Genomic DNA, 24191 nt, shown 5'->3' with positions numbered 1-24191 from the left:
CCGTTGGACACGCGTCCCCCCGTCAGGGTTGTACGCGCCAGGCAGAGTATTCAGCAATTTCCACATTGCCTTCATGCGTACCCGCTCTTCCCGAATGCCCCATTCATCCAGGCGGCAGTCGGGCCATCACCTTGATCAAGGGATCGATGCCGATCCTACAAAGCGGATTACGCGAATTCACCCGCGATCAGTTCCGAGATCTGGGCGGCATTCAGCGCGGCACCTTTGCGCAGATTGTCCGCGCACACGAAGAATTCCAGGGCCCTCGGATCGTCGAGCGAACCCCTCAGCCGCCCCACCCAGGCCGGATCGGTACCGGCCGCGTCCGCCGGCGTCGGGAACTCCCCCGCCGCCGGGTCGTCGACGAGGACCACCCCGGGCGCCGCCTCCAGGACCTCCCGGGCGTGCGCCGCGGCCACCTCCCGCTCGAAGCGGGCCCGTACCGTCAGGGAATGCCCGGTCACCACCGGAACCTGGACGCAGGTCACGGCGACGGGCAGGGATTCCAGGCCCAGGATCCGCCGGGTCTCCGCCCGTACGGCCAGCTCGTGCGAGGACCAGCCGTCCGCGCGCAGCTCCCCGGACCAGGGCACGACGTTCAGCGCGAGCGGTGCCGCGAAGGGCCCGGTGTCCTCGCCCACGGCACGGCGCACGTCCCCGGGCAGCTCCCCGAGGGGGCTCCCGGCGACCTGGGTCAGCTGCCTGCGCAGCGCCTCCGCGCCCGCCCGGCCCGAGCGGCTCGCGGCCTGGTACGAGGAGACGGCCAGCTCGGCCAGCCCGTACTCGGCGTGCAGCGCGCCCACGGCGGCGATCATCGCGGCGGTCACGCAGTCCGGGCCCGCGACGATCCCGCGCGGGCGGCTGCGTACGGCGTGGCCGTTCACCTCGGGCACCACCAGGGGCACCTCGGGGTCTTCCCGGAAGGCGGCGGACTGGTCCACCACGACGGCACCGCGCGCGGTGGCCACGGGGGCCCAGCGCGCCGACACCTCGGCCGGGGTCAGGAAGAGCACGACATCGCCCGCGCCGAGGCCCTCGAAGGCGTCCTCGGTGAGGGCGAGCACCTCGGTCTCCTCGCCGCGGACGGCCAGCACGCGGCCGGCCGAGCGCGAGGAGGCGATCAGGCGGATGTCGCCCCAGACGTCCGCCCGCTGGGACAGGATCTGGAGCAGGATCGTCCCGACCGCCCCGGTCGCCCCGACCACGGCGAGCGCCGGGGCCGGGGCCGACCGGTGCGGACTCATCGTCCGGTGCCTCCGTAGACGACGGCCTCGTCGCTGTCGGAGTCGAGGCCGAAGGCCGTGTGGACGGCGATGACGGCCGCGTTGACGTCGTCCTGGCGGGTCACGACCGAGATGCGGATCTCGGAGGTGGAGATCAGCTCGATGTTGACGCCCGCGTCGGACAGCGCCTGGAAGAAGGAGGCGGTGACGCCCGGGTTGGTCTTCATGCCCGCACCGACGAGGGAGATCTTGCCGATCTGGTCGTCGTAGCGCAGGGAGTCGAAGCCGATCTGCGCCTTCGCCTTCTCCAGGGCGTCGATGGCCTTGTGGCCCTCGGTCTTGGGGAGGGTGAAGGAGATGTCCGTCAGGCCCGTGGAGGCCGCCGACACGTTCTGGACGATCATGTCGATGTTGATCTCGGCGTCCGCGATGGCGCGGAAGATCGCCGCGGCCTCGCCCGGCTTGTCCGGAACGCCGACGACGGTGATCTTGGCTTCGGAGACGTCATGGGCGACTCCGGAGATGATGGCGTGCTCCACCTGCTCGTCCCCTTGCGACTCGGGCTTCTCGTTGCTGACCCAGGTACCCGGCAGTCCCGAGAAGGACGAACGGACGTGGATCGGAATGTTGTAGCGGCGCGCGTACTCGACGCAGCGGTGCAGGAGCACCTTGGAACCGGAGGCCGCGAGCTCCAGCATGTCCTCGGAGGAGATCCAGTCGATCTTCTTGGCCTTCTTCACGACGCGGGGGTCCGCGGTGAAGACGCCGTCGACGTCGGTGTAGATCTCGCAGACCTCGGCGTCCAGCGCCGCGGCGAGCGCGACGGCGGTGGTGTCCGAGCCGCCCCGGCCGAGGGTGGTGATGTCCTTGGAGTCCGCGGACACGCCCTGGAAGCCGGCGACGATGGCGATGTTGCCCTCGTCCAGCGCGGTGCGGATGCGGCCCGGCGTCACATCGATGATGCGCGCTTTGTTGTGGACCGAGTCGGTGATCACGCCTGCCTGGCTGCCGGTGAACGACTGGGCCTCGTGGCCCAGGTTTTTGATCGCCATGGCCAGCAGGGCCATGGAGATCCGCTCTCCGGCGGTCAGCAGCATGTCGAATTCGCGCCCGGCAGGCATCGGGGATACCTGCTCGGCGAGATCGATCAGCTCGTCCGTCGTGTCGCCCATCGCGGAAACCACGACGACCACCTGGTGGCCGTTCTTCTTGGCATCCACGATCCGCTTGGCGACGCGCTTGATGCCCTCGGCATCGGCTACGGAGGAGCCTCCGTACTTCTGCACGACAAGGCCCACGTGCGCTCCTCGCTCAATCCAGTACTGCGGTCGCGGGTCAGTCTAACGAGCGACCGCGATACGGCCGACGAGTACCACATCGTGAGATGAACCGTTCATACCGTGATCATGCGTGGTCAGGCGCGGTCAGGCGCGGTTCGCTGCCGGCCTCCCGCCCGCCGGGCGGCCGGCTACCGGCGGCCCAGCCGGCCGAGCTCCTCCTCCATGACCGCGCCGGCCTGCTCCGCGAGGTCGTCCTCCGCCATGTCCTCGTCGGTGTCCAGGCCGTCCAGGGCCGCGAGCGGCTGGTTGAGGCGGACGTGGGCGATCAGGGACTGGAGTGCGCGCAGCATCGCCGAGGCCGTCGGGCCCCAGTTGGTGAAGTACGAGAACTGCCACCACCACAGGGCCTCGGTGACGCGGCCGGCCTGGAGGTGGATCAGCCCGTGCCGCAGGTCGGCGACCACGTCGGCCAGGTCGTCGGAGATCCGGTGCGCGACCGGGGCCTTGCGCGGCTCGTAGGGGTCGAAGACCTCGGAGTAGACGTCGACCGGCTCCAGCATCAGGGCGAAGCGCTCGCGCAGGTCGTCCACGTCCGGTTCCGGGCCCAGGTCGGGCTCGTAGCGCTCCTCGGGCAGGACGTCCTGGTACGCGCCCAGCCGGCCGCCCGCCAGCAGCAGCTGGGACACCTCCAGGAGGAGGAAGGGGACGGCGCTGTCCGGGTCCTCGCCCTTGGCCACCTCGGTGACCGCGACGATGAAGGACTCGATCTGGTCCGCGATCGAGGCGGCGAAGTCGTCCGGATCCTGTCCCAGGGCGTGCAGCGTTGCGTCAGACATCAAGAAGTCGCCTTCCTTCAAAGGCCCGCCCGAGCGTGACCTCGTCCGCGTACTCCAGGTCTCCCCCGACGGGGAGCCCGCTGGCCAGGCGGGTGACCTTCAGGCCCATGGGCTTGATCATGCGGGCGAGGTAGGTGGCGGTGGCCTCGCCCTCCAGGTTCGGGTCGGTCGCGAGGATCAGCTCGGTGACCGCCCCGTCCGCCAGCCGCGCCAGCAGCTCGCGGATCCGCAGGTCGTCGGGACCGACGCCCTCGATCGGGCTGATCGCCCCGCCGAGGACGTGGTACTTGCCCCGGAACTCGCGGGTCCGCTCGATCGCGACGACGTCCTTCGGCTCCTCGACCACGCAGATGACCGCCGTGTCGCGGCGCGGGTCACGGCAGATCCCGCACAGCTCCTCCTGCGCCACGTTCCCGCACACCGCGCAGAAGCGGACCCTTTCCTTGACCTCCAGCAGCGCGTGCGCGAGGCGCCGGACGTCGGTGGGCTCGGCCTGCAGGATGTGGAAGGCGATCCGCTGCGCGCTCTTGGGCCCGACGCCGGGCAGCCTGCCCAGTTCGTCGATCAGGTCCTGGACCACGCCTTCGTACAACGGACTGCCTTCTTTCGTTTCTGCGTGCTTCTGGGTGCGGGTGCGGGTGCGGGGGGTGCGGTCCGCAGGAGCGGTCCGCGGGAGCGATTAGAACGGAAGGCCGGGGATGCCGCTGCCGCCGCCCAGTGCCTGGGTCAGCGGTCCCAGCTTCCGCTGCTGGAGCGCCTGCGCGTTCTCGTTGGCCGCCTGGACCGCCGCGACCACCAGGTCTGCGAGGGTCTCGGTGTCCTCCGGGTCCACGGCCTTCGGGTCGATGACGAGGGCGCGCAGTTCACCGGAACCGGTGACGGTCGCCTTCACGAGGCCGCCGCCCGCCTGGCCCTCGACCTCGGCAGCGGCCAGCTCCTCCTGGGCCGCGGCGAGGTCCTGCTGCATCTTCTGGGCCTGCTGGAGCAGCTGCTGCATGTTGGGCTGGCCACCACCGGGAATCACAGGTACTCACTCCGTACGTCGAAACGGCTGCGGATCGCCTTCGGGGAAGGCTCGGTCAATCCGAGCCTACGTGCTCCCCGGGCGCCGCGCCCTACGCCGGGAGGACCAACTCTTTCGGGTGAGAGACGGGGCGTGCGCGTACCTGATGGAGCCCTCCTTGTGGGCGGAAAACCCGGGATTCGTTGCCCATCGCGCGTCATTCGAAGGTAGGAAGAGCATGCGCACCATTGCGCACACGCGCACCACACGTCAGCGCAGGCAGAGGGAGTGCCGGGTGAGTCAGCCGGAGATGCAGCCCGAGGGGCCACCCCGGGACCCCGCAGAGGACGGCGACCTTACCGGCCGGCCGTTCCCTCTCGGGGACTGGGGAGAGCCCGCCGAGCGGCTCGACGAGCTCTACCGGCGGGTGGAGGCCGATGCGCTGCGCACGGCCGAGTGGTACCTGTCCGACCGGGCCTGGAAGCGCCGGGGCGCGCGGGCCCTGCGGGCCGGCGCGGCCGTGGGCGCCGTCACGGGCGCGGCCATGCCGCTGCTGGAGCTGACGGGCTCGGCGCCCGGGGCGGCCTCGTACGGCTACCTGTCGCTGCTGCTGGCCGCCGCCTGCATGGCCTGCGACCGGTTCTTCGGGCTGACGTCCGGGTGGATGCGGGACGTGGCGACGGCGCAGGCGGTGCAGCGGCGGCTGCAGACGCTCCAGTTCGACTGGGCCTCGGAGAACGTGCGCGAGGTGCTGGGCCCCACCGAGGGAACGGCCAGTGAGGCCGCCGAGCGGTGCCTGACCGTGCTGCGCCGCTTCTCGGAGGACGTCACGGAACTCGTGCGCTCGGAGACGGCCGACTGGATGGTGGAGTTCCGGGCCGGTCCGGCGCCGCTGCTGATGCAGTCCCTGGCCGGCGCGCCCTCCCGCCCGGACCCGGGGATCCCCCCGGCCCGGTTCCCGCTGCCGCCGGGCACCCGCCCGAACATGCCGCGCCAGCGGCCGCCGGAGCAGCCGCGCTGAGCCGCGGGGCGCGCCGCTCACGGGGGCGGCGCGCCCGGTGGGCCGGGCCGGGGGGGGATCCCCGGGTCCGGTCGGCACCGAGAAGGAGACCGGGACCGGCACCGGCACCGGCATCAGCTGAAGATGATCATCGAGCCCTGGCCTAGGCTGCGGGTCGCCGCCGCGTGCAGGCCCAGCCACACGTGGCGCTCCCGGGCGAAGGGGCTCTCGTCGTACGGAATGGGCCCCGCGGGCTCCTCCAGTGCCGTCGGCCCCCCGGGCGGCGCGGGCGCCGCGGGCGGGTTCGCCGGGTCTATCCCGATCGCGGGGGCCACGAACACCAGCTCCCGCAGCAGCCCCTGCGCCGACCCCAGCGGGCCGCCGCCGGCCAGCAGCTCCTCGTTGGCCAGCGGAGCCTCGAAGTCCACCGGGACGTACGCCCCCGCGTGGTCGTAGTGCCACACCAGGTGCGACTGCTGCGCGGTGGCCTCGAACATCTCGAGCAGCTGCTCGTAGTCCCCGCCCAGCTCGTCCACCGGGGTCACCGGCAACCCGCAGATCTGCAGCAGGTACGCCCGCCGCAGGAAGTGCAGGGCGTCGTAGTCGAAGCCGGCCACCGGGGCCACGTCCCCGCTCAGGCCGGGCATGTACGCGAACACGGGCACCGACGGCAGGCCCGCCTCGCCCAGCGCCTTGTCGTACGAGGCGATCTCTTCCGCGAAGGGGTTGTCGGGGCTGTGGCACAGCACGTCGACAAGGGGGACCAGCCACAGGTCACAGGCCACGCGGGCTCCGATCAGTCGTTGCCGCCGATCGGGCCAGAGTAATGCGCCGGACACGCTCCGCGAAGGGGTGCGCAGAACCCGGGCGGGCGGACGGTCGGCGTCAGAGGCTCGCGGCCCAGTCCAGCCCGTGCTGGTTGTAGGCGCGCACGAGGCGGCGTACCTCGTCGGCGTCGGCCAGCGTCACCGCGTCCACCAGCTCGTTGTGGCCGTCCCACAGCGCGGCCCGCAGCTCGGGGGCGCCCTGGAGGTGCGGTACGGAGAAGACCCAGCACTGCACGCGGATGCGGTGCAGGAAGTCCGATATGTAGGTGTTGCCGACCAGCTCGCTGAGCTCCCGCCAGAACCGCAGGTCGTAGCCGATCAGCACTTCGAGCGAACCGCTGCGCGCGGCCCGCCGCGCCTCCTCCGCGCGGCGGCGCACGGACACCAGCAGTTCGGCCGTACCGGGCGGGGTGCCGCGTTCGGCGAGGCGGCGGAAGATGCCGTCGAGCACCAGCGTCCGGGCCTCGATCATTCCCCGGAAGTCGTCGACGGTGAAGATCCGCACCCGGAAGCCCCGGTGCTGCACCGACTCCAGCAGCCCCTGCGCCGAGAGGTCGACCAGCGCCTCGCGCACCGGGGTCGCGGAGACCTCGTACTGCTCGGCGATCTGTTTGACCGTGAACTCGGTCCCGGGAGGGAGACGCCCCGCGAGCACCTCGTCACGCAGCGCGTCCGCGATCTGCTGCCGAAGGGTGTTGCGGGTGACACCTCCGCTCCGGCTGCCTGGCATAGGGGTCCGTCTCCTCCATAGGTTCTCGGACACCTTAGGCCAGGCAGCGCGGCTGAAACCGAGCGGTCTACGGCCGGAATGCGGATATGACGTCCGCTGTCCGGACCGTCAGGCGCCGACGGTGTGCCGGTCGGCCACCGTGAGTGCCTCGTCGAGCAGGGCCAGGCCCTCCTTGGCCTCGGCCTCCGTGACGGTGCACGGCGGCACGACGTGCGTCCGGTTCATGTTGACGAACGGCCACAGCCCGGACGCCTTGCAGGCCGCCGCGAATTCGGCCATGGGGGCGTTGTCGGCGCCCGCGGCGTTGTACGGGACGAGCGGCTCGCGCGTCTCCTTGTCGCGTACGAGTTCCAGCGCCCAGAAGACGCCGAGACCGCGGACCTCCCCGACGGAGGGGTGGCGCTCGGCGAGGTCGGCCAGCCCGGGGGCGATGACCTCGGACCCGATGCGGGCGGCGTTCTCGACGATGCCCTCCTCCTCCATCACGTTGATCGTCGCGACGGCGGCGGCGCAGGCCAGGGGGTGGCCGGAGTACGTCAGTCCGCCCGGGTAGGGGCGGGTGGCGAAGGTCTCGGCGATGGCGGCGGAGATGGCCACGCCGCCGAGCGGCACGTAACCGCTGTTGACGCCCTTGGCGAAGGTGATCAGGTCGGGGGTGACGTCCCAGTGCTCGGCGGCGAACCACTTGCCGGTGCGCCCGAAGCCCGACATGACCTCGTCGAGGACGAAGACGATGCCGTGGCGGTCGCACAGCTCGCGCACACCGGCGAGGTAGCCGGGCGGCGGGGTCATGATCCCGGCGGTGCCGGGCACCGACTCCAGGATGATCGCGGCGATGGACTGCGGGCCCTCGAAGGCGATCGTGTCGGCGAGGTGCGCGAGGGCGCGCTCGCACTCCTCCTGCTCGGTGGCCGCGTGGAAGGGCGACCGGTAGAGGAACGGGCCCCAGAAGTGGACGACGCCGGCGGAGGCGGTGTCCGAGGGCCAGCGGCGCGGGTCGCCGGTCAGGTTGATCGCGGCGGCGGTGGCGCCGTGGTACGAGCGGTAGGTGGAGAGCACCTTCTGACGGCCGGTGTGCAGCCGGGCCATGCGTACGGCGTTCTCCACGGCCTCGGCGCCGCCGTTGGTGAAGAAGATCTTGTCGAGGTCACCGGGGGTGCGCTCGGCGATGAGGCGTGCGGCCTCGGAGCGGACGTCGACGGCGAAACCGGGCGCGAGGGTGCAGAGCTTCGCGGCCTGCTCCTGGATCGCGGCGACGACCTTGGGGTGCTGGTGGCCGATGTTGGTGTTGACCAGCTGGGAGGAGAAGTCGAGGAAGCGGTTCCCGTCGTAGTCCCAGAAGTACGAGCCCTCGGCGCCGGCGACAGCCAGCGGGTCGATCAGGGCCTGGGCGGACCACGAGTGGAAGACGTGAGCGCGGTCGGCGGCCTTGACGGTCGCGCCGGTGACATGAGGGGTCATGCGGTCACGCTAGAAGTGCGCAGGTGGGAAGGGATATCGGCGGACTGTATGGGGGTGGGGGGCCGCTCTCGGCAGTCTGTCTGCCGGCGCCGCCATTGACAGCACACTGCCATGATGACAGTCTTCTGTCATAGCTTTCGTCCTGCCAGCTGGAGGCGAGCACCATGACCGAGACCCCCGCCAAGCCCGTCCACCTCGCGGTCTACGACACGTGGGCGGACTGGGAGACCGGACACACCACCGCGCACCTCACCCAGCGCGGCCACCGGATCCGCACGGTCGGCTTCGCCGCCGGCACCCCGGTGACCACGATGGGCGGGCTCCGGATCCTGCCCGACCTGTCCCTGGCCGACCTGCGCCCCGAGGACTCCTCGATGCTGATCCTGACCGGCGCCGAGCTCTGGGACTCCGGCGACGAGCTCGCCCCGTTCGCGGCCAAGGCCCGAGAGTTCCTGGCCGCCGGGGTGCCCGTCGCGGCCATCTGCGGAGCCACGGCGGGCCTGGCCCGGGAGGGTCTGCTGGACGACCGCCCGCACACCAGCGCGGTCTCGTTCTACCTCGCCGAGCAGCCGGGGTACGCGGGCGCCGGGCAGTACGTGGAGGCCGACGCCGTCACGGCGGGCGACCTGATCACGGCGGGCCCGACCGAACCGGTGGCCTTCGCCCGGGAGGTCTTCGCCCGGCTCGGCGCCTACAAGCCGGACGTCCTCGACGCGTGGTACCGGCTCTTCCACGACTCCGACGCGAGCGCGTTCCCGGTCCTGATGGCGGCGGCGGAGGCGGGCGATGCCTGAACCGCTGTCCGGGCGGGAGCGGCAGGACCTGCTCAGCCGTACCGCGCTGGGCGTCTTCCACCTCAACGGCCAGTTCCTCTCCGTCTCCGAGGAACTGGCCCGCCCGGCCGGGCTGACGGCCGCGTGGTGGCAGGTCCTGGGCGCGGTCCTGACGGAGCCGCTGCCCGTGGCGGGCATCGCCAGGACCATGGGGATCACCCGCCAGAGCGTGCAACGCGTGGCCGACCTGCTGGCCGCCCGGGGCCTCGCCGAGTACGTCACCAACCCGGCCCACCGCCGCGCGAAGCTGCTCCGCCCGACGGAGACGGGCCGCGCCGCGATCGCCCGCATCGACCCGGGGCACGCGGAACTGGCCGACAGGCTGGCTGCGGCCCTCGGCGAAGCCGGCTTCGCGGAGACGGTCGCGGTCCTGGACCGCCTCTCGGCGGCGCTGGCGGCGATCGCTTCGGAGAACTGAGGGGTCGGGGGGCGGGGACGGGGGCGGGGGACGGGGACGGGTGTCGTCCGGGAGCGGAACGGGATGCATCCGGCGCGGGGCGGCCCGCGCGTCCACACCCGGACGGGGCGCCGAACGCCGAAGCGCGTCCCGGGGACAGCACCCCGGTGCCGGCACCCGACCCCGACCCCGGCACCGGCACCGACCCTGGCGCCGACCCTGGCGCCGGCACCGGCACCGGCCCACCCCACGCGGCTCCCCGCGACCGCCCGGCCAGGGCAACCCCCCGCTTCCCCTCCCCCCGCGGAGCGCCCCGCACTACGCTCGCCCCGTCCGGCCAGCCCAGGGGGAAGGGACCACCCGGCGATGGAGCAGCTCCACCCCACCGACCCGCAGCACGTCGGCCCGTACCGCCTCTTGTCCCGCCTCGGGGCCGGCGGCATGGGCCAGGTCTACCTCGCCCGCTCCGACCGCGGCCGCGCCGTCGCCGTCAAGCTCGTCCACCCCGGCCTGGCCCTCCGCGAGGAGTTCCGCTCCAGGTTCCGCCAGGAGGTCTCCGCCGCCCGGCACGTCGGCGGCGTCTGGACCGCGCCCGTCCTCGACGCCGACACCGAGGCGCCGGCCCCGTGGTTCGCCACCGGCTACGTCGCCGGGCCGAGCCTGCGCCAGGTCGTGGCCCGGGACTTCGGCCCGCTGCCCGCCCGCACGGTACGGATCCTCGCGGCCGGACTCGCGTACGCCCTCCAGGACATCCACCGCGCCGGCCTGATCCACCGCGACCTGAAGCCCTCGAACGTGCTGCTCACCATCGACGGCCCCCGCGTCATCGACTTCGGCATCGCCCGCCCCCTCGACGAGCCCGACGGCGGCCTGACCCGGACCGGGCAACTGGTCGGCTCCCCCGGCTTCATGGCCCCCGAGCAGGTGCGCGGCGGACCGGTCACCCCGGCCTGCGACGTCTTCTGCCTCGGCGCCGTACTCGCCTACGCGGCCACCGGACGGCTGCCGTTCGGCGACGCGGAACACCCCGGCGGGACCGCCGGGCTGCTGCTGCGCATCGTCGAAGCCGAACCGGACCTGGACGGCGTACCGGACGGGCTGCGCGCGCTCGTCGCCGACTGCCTGCGCAAGGACCCCGCCGCCCGGCCCGACCCGGCGGCCGTGCTGGCCCGGGTGGGGGCGGGCGACACGGTGGCCGACGGGCGGGCGCTGGAACCCTGGCTCCCGGCACCGCTCGTGGCCCAGCTGGGGCGGCAGGCCGCGCAGCTCCTCGACCGCGAGGACGCCGGCCCGGCGGGCCCGCCCCGGCCGTCGCCCCCGGTCCCGGCCCCGGCCCCGGCCCCGGCGGACCCGGCCTTCGCCCCCGCGCCGCCCGCGCCGCCCGTGCCTCGCACCGTCCCCGCCACCCTCGCGGCGTCCGTGCCGCCGGTGCCCGTCCAGCCGTACGAGCCGCCTCCCGCGGTGCCCCCGGCCCGCCCCGGCACCGTGTCGACGGCGTTGCTCGCCGCGGTGGCGGTCGTCGTCGCGGCGGCCGCGGGCGGCACGGTGTACGCGGTGATGAGCGGGGACTCCGGGCCCCGGACCCCGGTCACGGCGCCCTCCGGGGTCGCGGGAGCGCCCTCTGCGGGCTCCGGATCCGCCTCCGGCTCCGGCTCCGCTTCCGCCCCCGCCTCCGGGAGCCCCGGAAGCGGAACCCGGGCGGGCCGGCTCCCCCAGTCCTACGCCGGCACCTGGCGGGCCGCCTCCGGCTCCGCCGACTGGCGCCTGACCCTCACCCCCGGCGCCGTCGGCGACTCCGTCATGACCCTGCGCGTCGAGCACCCCGGGTACTCCTGCTCCTGGCGGGCCGCCCTGCGCAGCGCCCCCGACCCGGTGGAACTCGACGCCTCCGCCGTCACCTCCGGGACCCCTCCCACCTGCACGCCCGGCGGCTGGAGCCGGCTGCGGCTGCTGCCCGACGGGAGCCTGGTCCGCGAGCTGAGCGGGGGAGACAGCCTCCCTCTCACGTATTACAGGGAGTAGTCACCAGACGTTTGTGTCGAAGTCAATAAGCCTGCAAACAGAGCTTGTTGCGTACGACGGGCCCACCGCACACTGCGGCACATGGAGCCCTTGAAGGTAGTGGCACGACTGTGGGAGCGGATCGAGGCACGCGACTGGGACGGCGTGGCCGGGCTCGTCGCCGAGGACGCCGTCATCGAATGGCCGGTCAGCGGCGAGCGGATCGTCGGCAGAGCCAACTTCATCGCCGTGCTCCGTGACGAGGAGGACGACACCGGCGAGCGGTCCATCGGCTCCGTCGAGGTCCTGCGCATCCTCGCCGACGGGGACCTCGTCGTCACCGAGGTGGAGATACCCGAGGACCACGTCCTCTACCGGGCCGTATCACTGTGGACGGTGCGCGGCGGACGGGTCGTCGGCGCCCGGGAGTACTGGACAAGCCCTGGACAGGACCCTGCGCCCCGCTGGAGAGCCGTTTACGTCGAACCCCTGGTGGCAGACTGAGCCGTGTGCTCACGCAACTCGCCGCGGCGACCGGCGTCCTGGCCCTGCTGACCCTCGTACCCGGCCCCGACATGGCCATCGTGACCCGGCGGGCCGTCTCCCGGGGACGGGCCGACGGGCTGCGCACCGTGGGCGGGATCGCCGTAGGGCTGCTGCTGTGGGGCGCCCTGACGGCGGCCGGGCTCGCGGCGCTGCTCGCCGCCTCGGCCGAGGTGTTCCTGGTGGTCAAGCTCGCCGGGGCGGCGTACCTCTGCCTCCTCGGCGCACAGGCCCTGCGCCGCCCGGGCGCCGGGGCCGCACTGGACGGGACTTCCGGTGACGCGGCGGACCGCCCCGCGCCCGGCCGCGGCGGCAGCGCCTGGCGCACCGGCCTGGTCGCCAACGCCCTCAACCCGAAGATCGCCGTGTTCTACACCGGCCTGCTGCCCACCCTCGCGCCGCCGGGCCTGAGCCCGGCGGCGGGGATGGCGCTGCTCGTCCTGGTCCACGTCCTGCTGACGCTGGCCTGGCTGAGCACGTACGTCTACGTCCTCTCGCGCGCCCGGCGCTTCTTCACGCGGCCGCGCGTCCGCCGGACGATGGACCGGGTGACGGGCGTCGTCCTGATCGGCTTCGGGGTGCGCGTGGCCACGTCCGCGACGTAGCTCCCGGGTAGGGGGCGGGGGGGGCGGCCCGCTACGGGAGGAGGCGGTCGAGCTCCTCGGTGACGGCGGCCCGTATCCCGTCGTGGCGGGGCGCGAGCGCGTGGCGTTCGCCGCGCCAGCACTCCTCGTCCTCGTAGAGCCAGACCGGCATCCGGACGAGGTCCTCGGGCTCCCAGTCGTAGCGCGGCCAGATGTGGGCGTGCAGGTAGGGGTCGGTGTTGCCGAGGATCTCGATGTTCACGCGGCGGAAGGCCGGGTCGAGCCGCGCGCAGGCCCGCTCGACGGCCTCGGCGAGCCGCTCCAGGTCGGTGAGGTAGGCGATCCGGCGCGCCGGGGGCAGGTCCGAGAGCCGGGTCACGGCGGGGTCGTCGGTCAGCAGCACGGAGTACCCGGGCAGGAACTGCCGGTCCCCGATGGCCGCGAATCCGGAGTCGAGGCGGCGCAGGACGGTGGGGTTCAGCCCCCGGTGCGCGCTGCCGATGCGGTCGTGTCGCCAGTCGGTCTCGTTCATCCCCGGACCCTAACGGAGGGCGGTGGCGGGCCATTTGCCGGTGTCGGGCCGGGCGTGCCGATCACCGGCCGGTGCTCGTGGACCGGTGGAGGACCGCTGCCGGCTGGCTCTCAGGTAGCGGTGGTCATACCTGAGAGCTACCTGTGAAGCCCGCTCCGCAGCGTGACGCCGACGAGGGGTCCCGATTCCTAACTTCGTTACCAGAGCGGGCGCCTGCCCGCCGGACCGAAGGACAGGAAGAGGAATCCGAGATGAGCACTGGCAGCCGCCTCCGCCGCACCGTGCTGGCCGGCCTCGTCGCCGCGGCCGTCGTGCTCCCCGTGTCCGCCGCCGCGTCCCCGCGGATCCCGGCGCCGGCCCCGGAGGCCGTCTCCGAGTCCGCCTCCTTGGAGAGCCGGTACGCGGCCTCCCTCGCGGGCATCGCCGGGGCGGCCCGTACGGCCGAGGAGTCGGGCCACGCCGGCCGGGCCGCGAGGCTGCGGGCCATGGCGGGGACCGGAGCCCGGTTCCTCGCCTTCGACGGCCGCGGCCGGGGCCGCGCCACAGAGGTGTTCGGCGACCTGGGCGGCGCGGACCGGATCGCGGTCCTGGTGCCGGGCTCGGACACGAACCTGGACACCTACCAGCGTTTCCGGGAGGGGGCCCGGTCCCTCCAGCAGCGGCTCCAGGCCGAGCACCCGCGCTCCGCGGTGGTCGCCTGGCTCGGCTACGACACGCCCGGCACGGTCAGCACCACCGTCCTGACCGCCGACCGCGCCGACCGGGCCGCGGCCGAACTCGGCCCGTTCCTCTCCGGGTTGCGGAAGCTGACCCCGGACGGCGCCCGGATCTCCCTGCTCTGCCACTCGTACGGCTCGGTGGTCTGCGGCCGGACCAGGACCGGCCCGGAGGTCACCGACGTGGCCCTGTACGGCAGCCCGGGTACGGGAGCGGCCACCGCGGGGGAGCTGCCGACCACCGCCCGGGTGTGGGCCGGCCGGGGCTCCGGGGACTGGATCGGCCATGTTCCCCATGTCCGGTTCGGCGGCATCGGGTTCGGTACCGATCCCGTGGATCCCGCCTTCGGCGCCCGCGCCTTCGCGGCCGGCTCCGCCGGGCACAGCGACTACCTCAAGCCCGGCACCGAGTCCCTCGGCAGCCTGGCCCGCATCGTCCTCGGAGCGGAGGCCCCTCATGCGTAGCCTGCACACCCGCTGGTCGGCGCTGGCCGACCGCGTCGACGGCGCGACCCCGGCGGACCGGGACCGGTCGGTGGACGCCCTGCGGGCCCTCGCGATCCTCGGCGTGGTGCTCGGGCACTGGCTGGTCACCTCGCTGACCAGTACGGACGGCGGCCTGCGCGGGGTGAGTCCGCTGGCCCACATGCCCTGGCTGGCCCCGGTGTCCTGGGTGCTCCAGACGCTGGCCGTGTTCTTCCTCGTCGGCGGGCACGTCGCGGCCCAGGGGTACGCGTCGGCTCGGGCGCGCGGGGTCGCGTACGGGAGCTGGGTACGGCTGCGGCTGGGGCGGCTGTTCCGCCCCGTGGCGGCAGTGCTCGCGCTGTGGGCGGTCGTGGCGGGCGGCCTGCTGCTGGGCGGCGCCGGGCTGGACACCGTCCGGACCCTGCTCCGGCTGGTGTGGTCGCCGCTGTGGTTCCTGCTGGTGTTCGCCGCGCTGACCGCCGCCACCCCGCTCGTGGTCCGGCTGAACCCGCTGTGGCCCGCGCTCGTGGTGGCGGCGGTCGACGGGTGGCGGTTCGCTCTCGACGGGCCCGAGTGGACCGGCTGGGTCAATGTCGCCGCGGGCTGGCTCGTCCCCTACACCCTGGGGGCGGCGTGGGCGCGGGGGGCGTTCGCCCGGCGCCGTCCGGCCCTGCTCCTGCTCGGCGGGGGCGCGGCCGGTGCGGCCGCGCTGGTCCTGTGGGGCGGGTACCCGGCGTCGATGGTGGGGGTACCGGGGGCGGCGGTGTCCAACCTGAACCCGCCGACGCTGGCCGCCGTCGCCTTCGGGCTGGCCCAGTGCGGGCTGGCGCTGCTGGCGCGCGGGCCGCTGGCCCGGGCGATGCGCCGGCCCCGTGCCTGGGCGAAGGTGGCCCTGATGAACCTGTCCGCGATGACGGTGTTCCTCTGGCACCAGACCGCGATGATGTCCGTCACCGCTCTGGGGCTGCTGGTCTCCTCCGACCTCCCCGGGCTGCACACCGTGCCCGGTACGGCGGGCTGGATAGCCGCCCGGCTGCTGTGGCTGCCGGTGTTCGCGGCCGCCCTGGCCGTCTGCTGGGCCGCCTTCCACACCTACGAGCGGGCCCCCCGGCCGCGGAAGGCAGCCGGAGCCCTCGGGGACCGGCGTCCGGGATCCGTACGGGAGGTGTCCCATGCCTAGGGTGGCCGACGTGAGCGAGCAGAGCGAAACCCGGGCCGAGGGCCCCGTCCAGGACGGCCCCGCACCGCGCGGTGTGGCCCGGCAGTTGTTCACCCTCGGGCGGGACCCGCTGCCCCCGATGAAGCGGCCCCGCTGGCTGAACCGGCTGCCGCACGTCCTGGTCGTGTACGTCGCGGTCCTCTTCGGTTTCCTGACGCTCACGCAGATCCAGGACCACTACCACATGCGCGAGCCGAGCGTCATCGTGCTGTGCCTCTTCACCGGCTTCTCCATCGTGGCCGCCATGTTCCGGCCGGTCGCCGCCTGGTGGCTGGGCCTGGTGACCTCCGGCTTCATCGCCGCCGCGATCCACGGCCACGTGGGACGGGGCCAGACCTGGCCGTGGACGCCCACCGGGCTCTTCGCCTTCGCCCCGCTGGTGCTGCTGGTGGCCCTGCGCGTGCCGCCGAAGGTGACGGGCGCGGTCGTCGCCGTCTCCATCGCCTGCACCGGGGCGGCCGAGATGCTCTTCAAGCCGGAGCACAGCCAGAGCAGCACGGTCGGCGCGCTCCTCGTCTTCGGCTTCGCCGGCCTCCTCGGGTACGCGCTGCGGGCGACGCGGCTGGCCCGCGGCCAGCTCGTCGCGCAGGAGACCCTGACGGAGGAGGAGCGGGCGCGGCGGACGCTGCTGGAGGAGCGCAGCCGGATCGCCCGTGAGCTGCACGACGTCGTCGCGCACCACATGTCGGTGATCTCCATCCAGGCGCAGGTGGCCCCGCACCTGGTGGAGAACCCGTCCCCGGAGCTGAAGGAGAACCTCGCGGGCATCCGGCAGAACGCCCTGGAGGCCCTCACCGAACTGCGGCGCGTCCTGGGCGTGCTGCGCTCCGAGCACGCCGACGATCCGGCGAACCCGCACCACCCGCAGCCCACCCTCGCCGAACTGGACGCCCTCGTGGACAACGTGCGCGCGGCCGGACTGGACGTCACCACCGAGACGGCGGGCATACGGCGGCCGCTGACCCCGGGCGCGGAGCTCACCGCCTACCGGATCGTGCAGGAGGCACTGAGCAACTGCCTGCGCCACGCCCCCGGTTCCCGAGTGGAGGTCGGCATCGCCTACGGGCCGCGCGAACTGCACCTGTGCGTGGCGAACTCGGCGCCGACCCGGCCGGCCCCGCCGTCTCCCGGTGCGGGGCACGGGCTGCTCGGCATGCGGGAGCGGGCGGGCATGCTGGGGGGCGAGCTGGCGGCCGGCCCGCGCCCTGACGGCGGGTACGAGGTGAGCGCCGTGCTCCCCATGGATCCGCCCGGCGGTTCCGTCTCCGAGAAGAAGAAGGACGTATGAGCACTCCGATCAGGGTGATGATCGCCGACGACCAGATGATGGTCCGGCAGGGCTTCACCGTCCTGCTGAACGCCGAGCCGGACATCGAGGTGGTCGGGCAGGCGATAGACGGTGCCGACGCGGTGGCGAAGACCGGGGAACTCGCACCGGACGTGGTCCTGATGGACATCCGCATGCCGGGGATGGGCGGTATCGAGGCCACCTCCGTCATCACGGGCACGCCCGGCTCGGCGGTGAAGGTACTGGTGCTGACCACCTTCGACCTGGACGAGTACGTGTACGAGGCGCTGCGCGCGGGTGCTTCCGGCTTCCTCCTGAAGGACGCCTCGGCGGACCAGCTGGCCGAGGCCGTGCGGGTGGTCGCGGCCGGCGAGGCCCTGCTGTCGCCGAACATCACGAAGCGCCTGATCACCGAGTTCTCGCGGCTGGGGGCCCCGCGTGCGCCGTCCAGGGCTCGGATCGAGGAGCTGACGGAACGGGAGACCGAGGTGCTGTCGCTGATCGCGCAGGGCCTGTCCAACGCGGAGATCGCGACGCACCTGGTGGTGGCCGAGCAGACGGTGAAGACCCATGTGGGCCGGATCCTGGTGAAGCTGGGCCTGCGGGACCGGACGCAGGCCGCGGTGTTCGCCTACGAGACGGGTCTGGTCCGTCCGGCGGGCTACTGAGGGCCCCGTGTAGTACCTGAGGGGGACCCCTGGAAATCCCCTTCGGCGGCGACGCGGTCGAGGGAGGCACCGGCCTACGGTTTGGACATGACCGAGACGACCACCGGGGCGACCCCCCGGCCTCCCGAACTGCGGATGGCTTCGGGCCTGATCCAGAGCCTGCGCGACGAGCTGATCACCGACGCCTTCGCCTACCGGCCGCTCCCGCTGATGCGGACGGACGGCCCGCTGGTGCGCCGGCTCCCCGAGGGCATACGGCCGAAGGCGGCCTACCTGCCGCATGCCGTGGTGGTCGTGACGGCGTTCTTCGTGACCATGCTCGCGAGCGCCGACAACCAGTACGGCGGGCCGCCGGTCCAGTTCGTGGTGCTGGGGCTGCTGGCGGCGGGTCCGGTGCTGATGACCCTGGTGCGTCCCGCGGGGGCGTTCTGGGTGGTGCTGGCGCTGACCACCGCGCTGTCGGTGTTCTCCGACCGGAACCTGTCCTGGCCGTGGTCGCCGAGCACCTTCGTGGCGACCCTCGCCGTCATGACCTTCGTGGCGATGCGGCTGCGGCCCCGGGCCGCCGCCTGGATGTGGTTCATCACCCTGGTGTACGGGACGGCCCTGCCGGTCCTGGTCGGCGGCGCGGACGGCGGCGCCGTCGCCCCGATGGCCTTCTTCTCGGCGGTGGCCCTGCTGGTGGTGACGGTCCGCAACACGCGCCGGGAGGCCCGGCGCGAGGTGATCGCCGAGCGGGAGGTGACGGCCGTCGAGCGGGACCGGCGGACGCTGCTGGAGGAGCGGACGACGATCGCGCGGGAGCTGCACGACGTGGTCGCGCACCACATGTCGGTGGTGGCGATCCAGGCGGAGGCGGCTCCGTACAGGGTGAAGAATCCGCCGCCGGAGCTGGAGGCGGCCTTCGCGACCATCCGGGAGAACGCGGTGGCGGCGCTGACGGAGCTGCGGCGGGTGCTGGGTGTGGTGCGGTCCGCGGACTACGAGGCCCCGGAGGCCCCGCAGCCGACGCTGGCCTCCCTGGACGGGCTGCTGGCCAATGTGCGGGAGGCCGGTCTGCGCGTGGACAAGACCGTCACGGGTGCGGTGCGCGAGCTGCCGCAGGGCGTGGAGCTGTCGGCGTACCGGATCATCCAGGAGGCCCTGAGCAACAGCCTGCGGCACGCCCCGGGGGCGCCGGCCGAGGTGGAGGTCTCGTACGTGCTGGGCGGGCTGGGGATACGGGTGGTCAACGGTCCGGCGGACGGGGACGTCCCGCCCTCGCCGGGAGCCGGGCACGGGATCACCGGGATGCGGGAGCGGGTGGCGATGCTGGAGGGGGAGATGACGGCCGGGGAGACCGGTGCGGGCGGGTACGAGGTGGCCGTGTTCATACCGGTGCGCAGCCGGCCGCAGCCCGAGGAGGGGCCGGCATGACGATCCGGGTGCTGATCGTCGACGACCAGATGATGGTCCGCGAGGGGTTCTCCGTCCTGCTGAACGCGATGGAGGGCATCGAGGTCGTCGGGGAGGCCGTCGACGGCAGGCAGGCCATCGCGCAGGTCGCGGCCCTGAGGCCGGACGTGGTGCTGATGGACATCCGGATGCCGGAGATGAACGGCCTGGAGGCGACGCGGCAGATCGTGGCGGCGGACACGGACGCGAAGGTGCTGGTCCTGACGACCTTCGACCTCGACGAGTACGTGTACCAGGCGCTGCGTGCGGGGGCGTCCGGGTTCCTGTTGAAGGACGCCTCCGCCCGGCAGCTGGCGGAGGGGGTGCGGGTGGTGGCAGCTGGGGAGGCGCTGCTCGCCCCGTCGGTGACGAAGCGGCTGATCTCGGAGTTCTCGAAGCTCTCGGAGGTGCAGCGGGCGGCGGACCCTTCGGGGGTGTCGGAGTTGACGGAGCGGGAGACGGAGGTGCTGGTGCTGATCGCGCAGGGCCTGTCCAACGGGGAGATAGCGGACCGGCTGCTGGTGGCGGAGTCGACGATCAAGACGCACGTGAGCCGGATCCTGGTGAAGCTGGGCCTGCGGGACCGGACCCAGGCCGCGGTGTACGCCTACGAGACACGGCTGGTGACGCCTGCTTAGGGAATGCAGCGCCTAGGGTGCTGGGATGCGCTTTGATCCTTGGGATGCCGCGTTCGTAGCCGATCCGTACCCCGCTTACCGGGAGTTGAGGGAGCGGGGGAGGGCGGTGTGGTGCGAGGCGACGGGGCAGTGGCTGGTGCCGCACTACGCCGACGTGAGCGCGTTGCTGCGGGACCGGCGGCTGGGGCGGACCTACCTGCACCGCTTCAGCCACGAGGAGTTCGGGCGCCAGGCGCCGCCGCCGGAGCACGAGCCGTTCCACGTGCTCAACGGGAACGGCCTGCTGGACCTCGAGGATCCCGCGCATGCCCGGGTGCGGCGGCTGGTGTCGAAGGCGTTCACCCCGCGCATGGTGGAGCGGCTGGCGCCGTCGGTCGAGCGGCTGGCGCGGGAGCTGGCGGGCGGGCTGCGGGCCGCCGGGGGCGGGGACCTGCTCACGGCCGTCGCCGAGCCGCTGCCGGTGGCGGTGATCGCGGAGCTGCTGGGGGTCCCGGAGGGGGACCGGGGGCTGCTGAGGCCCTGGTCGGCGGACATCTGCGGGATGTTCGAGCTGCGGCCGGACGCGGAGACCGCGCGGCGGGCGGTGACGGCGAGCGTGGAGTTCAGCGCGTACCTGCGGGAGCTGATCGCCGAGCGCCGCAAGGAGCCCGGCACGGATTTGATCTCCGCGCTGATCGCCGCCCACGATGAGGAGGGCCGGCTCAGCGAGCAGGAGATGATCTCGACCTGCGTGCTCCTGCTGAACGCCGGGCACGAGGCGACCGTGAACACCACGGTGAACGGCTGGTGGGCCCTGTTCCGCAATCCCGGTCAGCTCGCGGGCCTGCGCGCGCACCCCGGACGGGCGGGTGCGGAAAAGTTGTCCACAGCTGTGGATGAACTGATGCGCTACGACACGCCCCTCCAGATGTTCGAGCGCTGGGTGCTCGACGACATCGAGATCGGGGACACGCTCATCCCCCGCGGGGCCGAGGTGGCGCTGCTCTTCGGGTCCGCGAACCGGGACCCCGCGCGTTTCGAGGACCCTGACGTGCTCGACCTCGGGCGGGCCGACAATCCGCACCTGACGTTCGGGGCCGGGATCCACTACTGCCTGGGCGCGCCGCTGGCCCGGCTGGAGCTGGCCGCCTCGTTCGGGGCGCTGCTCGACGCCGGCGGCCCGCCGATGCGGCTGGTGAGGGAGCCCCGCTGGCAGGAGGGCTATGTGATCCGGGGGCTGCGGGAGCTCCTGGTGGAGTTCTAGGCGGGCGGCAGGTTCCCGGGTGGCGGGTTCTCGGGTGGCGGGTTCTCCGGTGGCGGGCTGCCGGAGGGCTGCCTAGCGTGAAGCGGAGCCGGCCCCCGCCCCCACCCCGCCCCGCCCCGCAGCGAGAAGAGGCACGCCCCCATGTCCGAAAAGCCCGCCATCGTCCTGGTCCACGGATTCTGGGGCGGTGCCGCCCACTGGTCCAAGGTCATCACCGAGCTGCACCGTCGCGGCTTCCGCGACCTGCACGCGGTGGAGAACCCGCTGACCTCGCTGGCCGACGACGCCGAACGCACCCGCAAGATGGTCCGGCAGATCGACGGGCCCGTGGTCCTGGTGGGCCACTCGTACGGGGGCGCGGTCATCACCGAGGCCGGCGACCTGCCGAACGTCTCCGCGCTGGTCTACGTCGCGGCCTTCGCCCCCGACAGCGGGGAGAGCCCGGGTGCGATCAGCGAGAAGCACCCCCCGGCGGCCTTCCCGAACCTCGCGCCGGACTCGGACGGCTACCTGTGGCTCAAGCAGGACAAGTTCCACGAGAGCTTCGCGCAGGACCTGACGGCGGACGAGGCCCTGGTGATGGCCGTCACCCAGAAGGCCCCGCTGGCCTCCACCTTCGGCGACGCCGTCACCGCCCCGGCGTGGCGCGCGAAGCCGTCCTGGTACCAGGTGTCCACCCAGGACCACATGATCCACCCGGACAACCAGCGCATGATGGCCGAGCGGATGAACCCCCGCAAGACGGTCGAGCTGGACTGTTCGCACGCCTCCCTGGCCTCCCAGCCGGGCCCCGTCTGCGACCTGATCGAGGCCGCCGCGAACGAGACGGCCGGCCGCTAGGCAGGCCGCACGGGCTCACCTCGGAAGCGTCAGCGCCCAGGCCGCCCGCCGCACCGTCCAGGTGCGCCGCCGCACCGGGCCGGCCAGGGCGTGGTCCGCCCGGTAGCGGAAGTCCTCCCCGGACGCCCCGACCACCGCGGACACCGTGACCGCCTCCGCGCAGCCCCTCAGCGGCGGCGCGCCCGACAGCCGCACCACGACCTCCGCCGGTCCGGCGCCGCCCCCGGCGGTCCGTACGGCCACGTCCTCCACCGGGCGGTCCCCGTCGGCGACCACGACCCCGTCGACCTCCACCCGCAGCCGGTGGACCGGCCACGCGGGCGGCGCCGGGCTCGGCAGCAGCGTCCGCAGCAGTGAGCGGTAGCCCCCGCCGCGCCGCACGGCCGACACCGGCGGGGTGATCCGCAAGCCGCCCAGCACCACCCCGCCGCCGTCGTCCACCAGCAGGTCCCGCGGCCGCGCCACCCCGTCCAGCGCCGTCCTCGCCGCCAGCACCGCCGACAGCGGCACCCCGAGCGACCGGGCCAGCGCCAGGGACCCCGCGGGGCCCACCGGGATCAGCGACACCACCCGCTCGCCCGGCTCCCGCTCCCGGTGCAGCAGCCCCACGGCCCGCACCAGCGCCCGGTCGTCCCCCACGACCACCGGCCGCCGATGACCGCGGCGGGCGAGGGCCCGCGCAAATTCCTCCTGCGAATCCGGGAGGCAGATTTTCGCCGCCGCTCCCGCTGACAACACATCCTTCGCGATTCGCACGGACTCGCCGTCAAGACGGCGGGCGACCGGGTCGACGAGCACGAGCAGGCCGCCTACCGGCGCGCCCGCATGGCTCATGGCGGGCTCTGGAGCCGACACCTCGGTCCTTCCTCGGGTAGCATCTTTGTGCAAGAGGCCCTTGCGCTATTGCGCCAGGGCCTTCGTCTATTCCGGGGCACCGGTCCGACGGCTCAGCCTGCGGTGTACATCGTCGTACGCCCCCTGACCTTGGACATGCCCCATCCGGAAGAGGTGTACGCCTGTGCCCGCTCTTGTGCTGCTCGGAGCTCAGTGGGGTGACGAGGGCAAGGGAAAGGCCACCGACCTGCTCGGTGGATCCGTTGACTATGTGGTGCGCTACCAGGGCGGCAACAACGCCGGCCACACGGTCGTCGTAGGCGACCAGAAGTACGCGCTCCACCTTCTCCCTTCCGGCATCCTCTCCCCCGGATGCACCCCGGTCATCGGCAACGGTGTCGTCGTCGACCCGGCCGTCCTGCTCTCCGAGCTGCGCGGTCTGAACGAGCGCGGCATCGACACCTCCAAGCTGCTCATCAGCGGCAACGCGCACCTGATCACGCCGTACAACGTCACCCTCGACAAGGTCGGCGAGCGCTTCCTCGGCAAGCGCAAGATCGGTACGACCGGCCGCGGCATCGGCCCGACCTACGCGGACAAGATCAACCGCGTCGGCATCCGCGTCCAGGACCTGTACGACGAGTCGATCCTCACCCAGAAGGTCGAAGCGGCGCTGGAGGGCAAGAACCAGCTCCTCGCGAAGCTGTACAACCGCCGCGCGATCGAGGCCTCCGCGATCGTCGAGGAGATGCTCCAGTACGCGGACCAGATCAAGGGCTACGTCGCCGACACCACCCTGATCCTCAACAACGCGCTGGACGAGGACAAGGTCGTGCTCTTCGAGGGCGGCCAGGGCACCCTGCTCGACGTCGACCACGGCACGTACCCCTTCGTCACCTCCTCGAACCCGACCGCCGGCGGCGCCTGCACCGGCACCGGCGTGGGCCCGACGAAGATCAGCCGCGTCATCGGCATCCTCAAGGCCTACACGACCCGCGTCGGCGCGGGCCCGTTCCCGACCGAGCTGTTCGACGAGGACGGCGAGGCGCTGCGCCGCATCGGCGGCGAGCGCGGCGTGACCACCGGCCGTGACCGCCGCTGCGGCTGGTTCGACGCCCCGATCGCCCGCTACGCCACCCGCGTGAACGGCCTGACGGACTTCTTCCTCACCAAGCTGGACGTTCTGACCGGCTGGGAGGAGATCCCGGTCTGCGTCGCGTACGAGATCGACGGCAAGCGCGTCGAGGAGCTGCCCTACTCGCAGACCGACTTCCACCACGCGAAGCCGATCTACGAAACCCTCCCGGGCTGGTCCGAGGACATCACCAAGGCCAAGACCTTCTCCGACCTGCCGAAGAACGCGCAGAACTACGTGAAGGCGCTGGAGGAGATGTCGGGCGCCCCGATCTCCGCGATCGGCGTCGGCCCCGGCCGCACCGAGACGATCGAGATCAACTCGTTCCTCTAGGCACCGCCACCCCCCGGAGGGGGGGGGGGGGGGGGGGGGGGGGGGGGGGGGGGGGGGGGGGGTGTGGGGGGGTGGGGGGGGGGGGGGGGGGGGGGGGGGGGAGGGGCGGGGGGGGGGGGGGGGGGGGG

General features: G+C 73.0%; 25 protein-coding genes. 15 read left to right on the top strand and 10 right to left on the bottom strand.

Going from position 1 to position 24191, the window contains the following annotated elements; translation table 11 throughout:
• Nucleotides 1-167: 167 nt before the first annotated feature.
• From AC07A6_RS13820 to AC07A6_RS13800, 5 genes are all read right to left on the bottom strand, one after another.
• Entirely contained in the window at nt 168-1244 is a 1077-nt protein-coding gene (locus tag AC07A6_RS13820) for an aspartate-semialdehyde dehydrogenase (RefSeq protein WP_362458892.1), read from the bottom strand.
• Entirely contained in the window at nt 1241-2521 is a 1281-nt protein-coding gene (locus tag AC07A6_RS13815; protein ID WP_362458889.1) for an aspartate kinase, read from the bottom strand. The genes AC07A6_RS13820 and AC07A6_RS13815 overlap by 4 nt, the downstream gene beginning before the upstream one ends.
• A 170-nt stretch (nt 2522-2691) precedes the next feature.
• On the bottom strand, nt 2692-3339 hold the full coding sequence (locus AC07A6_RS13810; protein ID WP_478777209.1) for a DUF5063 domain-containing protein: 648 nt from the start codon (nt 3337-3339) through the stop codon (nt 2692-2694).
• Nucleotides 3332-3931, bottom strand: coding sequence for a recombination mediator RecR (gene recR / locus AC07A6_RS13805; RefSeq protein ID WP_125813190.1), 600 nt, complete (start codon nt 3929-3931; stop codon nt 3332-3334). Before recR ends, AC07A6_RS13810 begins: the two co-directional genes overlap by 8 nt.
• Before the next feature lie 87 nt (nt 3932-4018).
• The gene (locus tag AC07A6_RS13800) at nt 4019-4363 is read right to left on the bottom strand and encodes a YbaB/EbfC family nucleoid-associated protein (RefSeq protein ID WP_362458883.1); all 345 of its coding nucleotides are present in this window, start codon (nt 4361-4363) and stop codon (nt 4019-4021) included.
• 274 nt (nt 4364-4637) lie between these two features.
• Between AC07A6_RS13800 and AC07A6_RS13795 the strand changes: the two genes are divergently transcribed.
• Entirely contained in the window at nt 4638-5363 is a 726-nt protein-coding gene (locus AC07A6_RS13795; RefSeq protein WP_125813191.1) for an SLATT domain-containing protein, read from the top strand.
• 113 nt (nt 5364-5476) lie between these two features.
• Here the strand turns inward: AC07A6_RS13795 and AC07A6_RS13790 are convergent, their stop codons facing one another.
• The 3 genes from AC07A6_RS13790 to AC07A6_RS13780 all read right to left on the bottom strand — a co-directional run bounded on the left by AC07A6_RS13790 (nt 5477) and on the right by AC07A6_RS13780 (nt 8360).
• On the bottom strand, nt 5477-6127 hold the full coding sequence (locus AC07A6_RS13790; protein ID WP_362458879.1) for a hypothetical protein: 651 nt from the start codon (nt 6125-6127) through the stop codon (nt 5477-5479).
• Nucleotides 6128-6227: 100 nt separating this feature from the next.
• Nucleotides 6228-6899 carry a GntR family transcriptional regulator gene (locus AC07A6_RS13785; protein WP_385765179.1) on the bottom strand — a complete coding sequence of 224 codons (672 nt, stop codon included), beginning with the start codon at nt 6897-6899 and terminating at the stop codon, nt 6228-6230.
• 108 nt (nt 6900-7007) lie between these two features.
• A complete protein-coding gene (locus tag AC07A6_RS13780; RefSeq protein WP_478777208.1) occupies nt 7008-8360 on the bottom strand; it encodes an aminotransferase class III-fold pyridoxal phosphate-dependent enzyme in 1353 nt (450 codons plus the stop codon).
• 164 nt (nt 8361-8524) lie between these two features.
• On the opposite strand from AC07A6_RS13780, the gene AC07A6_RS13775 reads away from it, so the two are divergent.
• The 5 genes from AC07A6_RS13775 to AC07A6_RS13755 all read left to right on the top strand — a co-directional run bounded on the left by AC07A6_RS13775 (nt 8525) and on the right by AC07A6_RS13755 (nt 12739).
• Entirely contained in the window at nt 8525-9154 is a 630-nt protein-coding gene (locus AC07A6_RS13775) for a DJ-1/PfpI family protein (protein ID WP_362458871.1), read from the top strand.
• The gene (locus AC07A6_RS13770) at nt 9147-9611 is read left to right on the top strand and encodes a MarR family winged helix-turn-helix transcriptional regulator (protein ID WP_478777207.1); all 465 of its coding nucleotides are present in this window, start codon (nt 9147-9149) and stop codon (nt 9609-9611) included. The genes AC07A6_RS13775 and AC07A6_RS13770 overlap by 8 nt, the downstream gene beginning before the upstream one ends.
• Before the next feature lie 345 nt (nt 9612-9956).
• Nucleotides 9957-11612 carry a serine/threonine-protein kinase gene (locus AC07A6_RS13765; RefSeq protein WP_478777206.1) on the top strand — a complete coding sequence of 552 codons (1656 nt, stop codon included), beginning with the start codon at nt 9957-9959 and terminating at the stop codon, nt 11610-11612.
• 81 nt (nt 11613-11693) lie between these two features.
• Complete coding sequence (locus tag AC07A6_RS13760; protein WP_362458862.1) at nt 11694-12095, top strand: nuclear transport factor 2 family protein; 402 nt, start codon at nt 11694-11696, stop codon at nt 12093-12095.
• A 5-nt stretch (nt 12096-12100) separates the two neighbouring features.
• The gene (locus AC07A6_RS13755; protein ID WP_478777205.1) at nt 12101-12739 is read left to right on the top strand and encodes a LysE family translocator; all 639 of its coding nucleotides are present in this window, start codon (nt 12101-12103) and stop codon (nt 12737-12739) included.
• Between the two features lie 31 nt (nt 12740-12770).
• Here the strand turns inward: AC07A6_RS13755 and AC07A6_RS13750 are convergent, their stop codons facing one another.
• Nucleotides 12771-13250 carry an HIT family protein gene (locus AC07A6_RS13750; protein ID WP_125604128.1) on the bottom strand — a complete coding sequence of 160 codons (480 nt, stop codon included), beginning with the start codon at nt 13248-13250 and terminating at the stop codon, nt 12771-12773.
• A 251-nt stretch (nt 13251-13501) separates the two neighbouring features.
• On the opposite strand from AC07A6_RS13750, the gene AC07A6_RS13745 reads away from it, so the two are divergent.
• The 8 genes from AC07A6_RS13745 (at nt 13502) to AC07A6_RS13710 (ending at nt 21761) form a co-directional block, all read left to right on the top strand.
• Nucleotides 13502-14431 (top strand): alpha/beta hydrolase, encoded by a 930-nt coding sequence (locus AC07A6_RS13745; RefSeq protein ID WP_478777204.1) that lies wholly within the window; start codon nt 13502-13504, stop codon nt 14429-14431.
• The gene (locus AC07A6_RS13740) at nt 14424-15611 is read left to right on the top strand and encodes an acyltransferase family protein (protein ID WP_478777203.1); all 1188 of its coding nucleotides are present in this window, start codon (nt 14424-14426) and stop codon (nt 15609-15611) included. The genes AC07A6_RS13745 and AC07A6_RS13740 overlap by 8 nt, the downstream gene beginning before the upstream one ends.
• 10 nt (nt 15612-15621) lie before the next feature.
• Nucleotides 15622-16938, top strand: a complete 1317-nt coding sequence (locus AC07A6_RS13735) for a sensor histidine kinase (protein ID WP_386271002.1) — start codon at nt 15622-15624, stop codon at nt 16936-16938.
• Nucleotides 16935-17606 (top strand): response regulator transcription factor, encoded by a 672-nt coding sequence (locus AC07A6_RS13730; protein ID WP_362458846.1) that lies wholly within the window; start codon nt 16935-16937, stop codon nt 17604-17606. The genes AC07A6_RS13735 and AC07A6_RS13730 overlap by 4 nt, the downstream gene beginning before the upstream one ends.
• Before the next feature lie 87 nt (nt 17607-17693).
• Nucleotides 17694-19022 (top strand): sensor histidine kinase, encoded by a 1329-nt coding sequence (locus tag AC07A6_RS13725; protein WP_386271004.1) that lies wholly within the window; start codon nt 17694-17696, stop codon nt 19020-19022.
• Entirely contained in the window at nt 19019-19678 is a 660-nt protein-coding gene (locus tag AC07A6_RS13720) for a response regulator (protein ID WP_285547313.1), read from the top strand. Before AC07A6_RS13725 ends, AC07A6_RS13720 begins: the two co-directional genes overlap by 4 nt.
• A 25-nt stretch (nt 19679-19703) precedes the next feature.
• Nucleotides 19704-20921 (top strand): cytochrome P450, encoded by a 1218-nt coding sequence (locus tag AC07A6_RS13715; protein ID WP_478777202.1) that lies wholly within the window; start codon nt 19704-19706, stop codon nt 20919-20921.
• Between the two features lie 141 nt (nt 20922-21062).
• Entirely contained in the window at nt 21063-21761 is a 699-nt protein-coding gene (locus AC07A6_RS13710) for an alpha/beta hydrolase (protein ID WP_478777201.1), read from the top strand.
• 15 nt (nt 21762-21776) lie between these two features.
• Here AC07A6_RS13710 and AC07A6_RS13705 read toward each other — a convergent pair whose 3' ends face one another.
• Nucleotides 21777-22595 carry a diacylglycerol kinase catalytic domain-containing protein gene (locus tag AC07A6_RS13705; protein WP_386275049.1) on the bottom strand — a complete coding sequence of 273 codons (819 nt, stop codon included), beginning with the start codon at nt 22593-22595 and terminating at the stop codon, nt 21777-21779.
• Between the two features lie 184 nt (nt 22596-22779).
• On the opposite strand from AC07A6_RS13705, the gene AC07A6_RS13700 reads away from it, so the two are divergent.
• On the top strand, nt 22780-24063 hold the full coding sequence (locus tag AC07A6_RS13700) for an adenylosuccinate synthase (RefSeq protein ID WP_362458830.1): 1284 nt from the start codon (nt 22780-22782) through the stop codon (nt 24061-24063).
• The last annotated feature ends 128 nt before the right edge of the window (nt 24064-24191 follow it).

Source organism: Streptomyces sp. NPDC044002 (genome assembly GCF_056434525.1).
This window is presented reverse-complemented; position numbering and strand designations above follow the sequence as displayed.

What these genes read in the sequence shown, in the direction of transcription:
- AC07A6_RS13780 (WP_478777208.1), bottom strand. Translation starts at nt 8,360, where the DNA reads ATGACCCCTCATGTCACCGGCGCGACCGTCAAGGCCGCCGACCGCGCT.
- AC07A6_RS13760 (WP_362458862.1), top strand. Translation starts at nt 11,694, where the DNA reads ATGGAGCCCTTGAAGGTAGTGGCACGACTGTGGGAGCGGATCGAGGCA.
- AC07A6_RS13745 (WP_478777204.1), top strand. Translation starts at nt 13,502, where the DNA reads ATGAGCACTGGCAGCCGCCTCCGCCGCACCGTGCTGGCCGGCCTCGTC.
- AC07A6_RS13730 (WP_362458846.1), top strand. Translation starts at nt 16,935, where the DNA reads ATGAGCACTCCGATCAGGGTGATGATCGCCGACGACCAGATGATGGTC.
- AC07A6_RS13725 (WP_386271004.1), top strand. Translation starts at nt 17,694, where the DNA reads ATGACCGAGACGACCACCGGGGCGACCCCCCGGCCTCCCGAACTGCGG.
- AC07A6_RS13770 (WP_478777207.1), top strand. Translation starts at nt 9,147, where the DNA reads ATGCCTGAACCGCTGTCCGGGCGGGAGCGGCAGGACCTGCTCAGCCGT.
- AC07A6_RS13740 (WP_478777203.1), top strand. Translation starts at nt 14,424, where the DNA reads ATGCGTAGCCTGCACACCCGCTGGTCGGCGCTGGCCGACCGCGTCGAC.
- AC07A6_RS13710 (WP_478777201.1), top strand. Translation starts at nt 21,063, where the DNA reads ATGTCCGAAAAGCCCGCCATCGTCCTGGTCCACGGATTCTGGGGCGGT.
- AC07A6_RS13750 (WP_125604128.1), bottom strand. Translation starts at nt 13,250, where the DNA reads ATGAACGAGACCGACTGGCGACACGACCGCATCGGCAGCGCGCACCGG.
- AC07A6_RS13765 (WP_478777206.1), top strand. Translation starts at nt 9,957, where the DNA reads ATGGAGCAGCTCCACCCCACCGACCCGCAGCACGTCGGCCCGTACCGC.
- AC07A6_RS13810 (WP_478777209.1), bottom strand. Translation starts at nt 3,339, where the DNA reads ATGTCTGACGCAACGCTGCACGCCCTGGGACAGGATCCGGACGACTTC.
- AC07A6_RS13775 (WP_362458871.1), top strand. Translation starts at nt 8,525, where the DNA reads ATGACCGAGACCCCCGCCAAGCCCGTCCACCTCGCGGTCTACGACACG.
- AC07A6_RS13820 (WP_362458892.1), bottom strand. Translation starts at nt 1,244, where the DNA reads ATGAGTCCGCACCGGTCGGCCCCGGCCCCGGCGCTCGCCGTGGTCGGG.
- AC07A6_RS13785 (WP_385765179.1), bottom strand. Translation starts at nt 6,899, where the DNA reads ATGCCAGGCAGCCGGAGCGGAGGTGTCACCCGCAACACCCTTCGGCAG.
- AC07A6_RS13715 (WP_478777202.1), top strand. Translation starts at nt 19,704, where the DNA reads ATGCGCTTTGATCCTTGGGATGCCGCGTTCGTAGCCGATCCGTACCCC.
- AC07A6_RS13705 (WP_386275049.1), bottom strand. Translation starts at nt 22,595, where the DNA reads ATGAGCCATGCGGGCGCGCCGGTAGGCGGCCTGCTCGTGCTCGTCGAC.
- AC07A6_RS13720 (WP_285547313.1), top strand. Translation starts at nt 19,019, where the DNA reads ATGACGATCCGGGTGCTGATCGTCGACGACCAGATGATGGTCCGCGAG.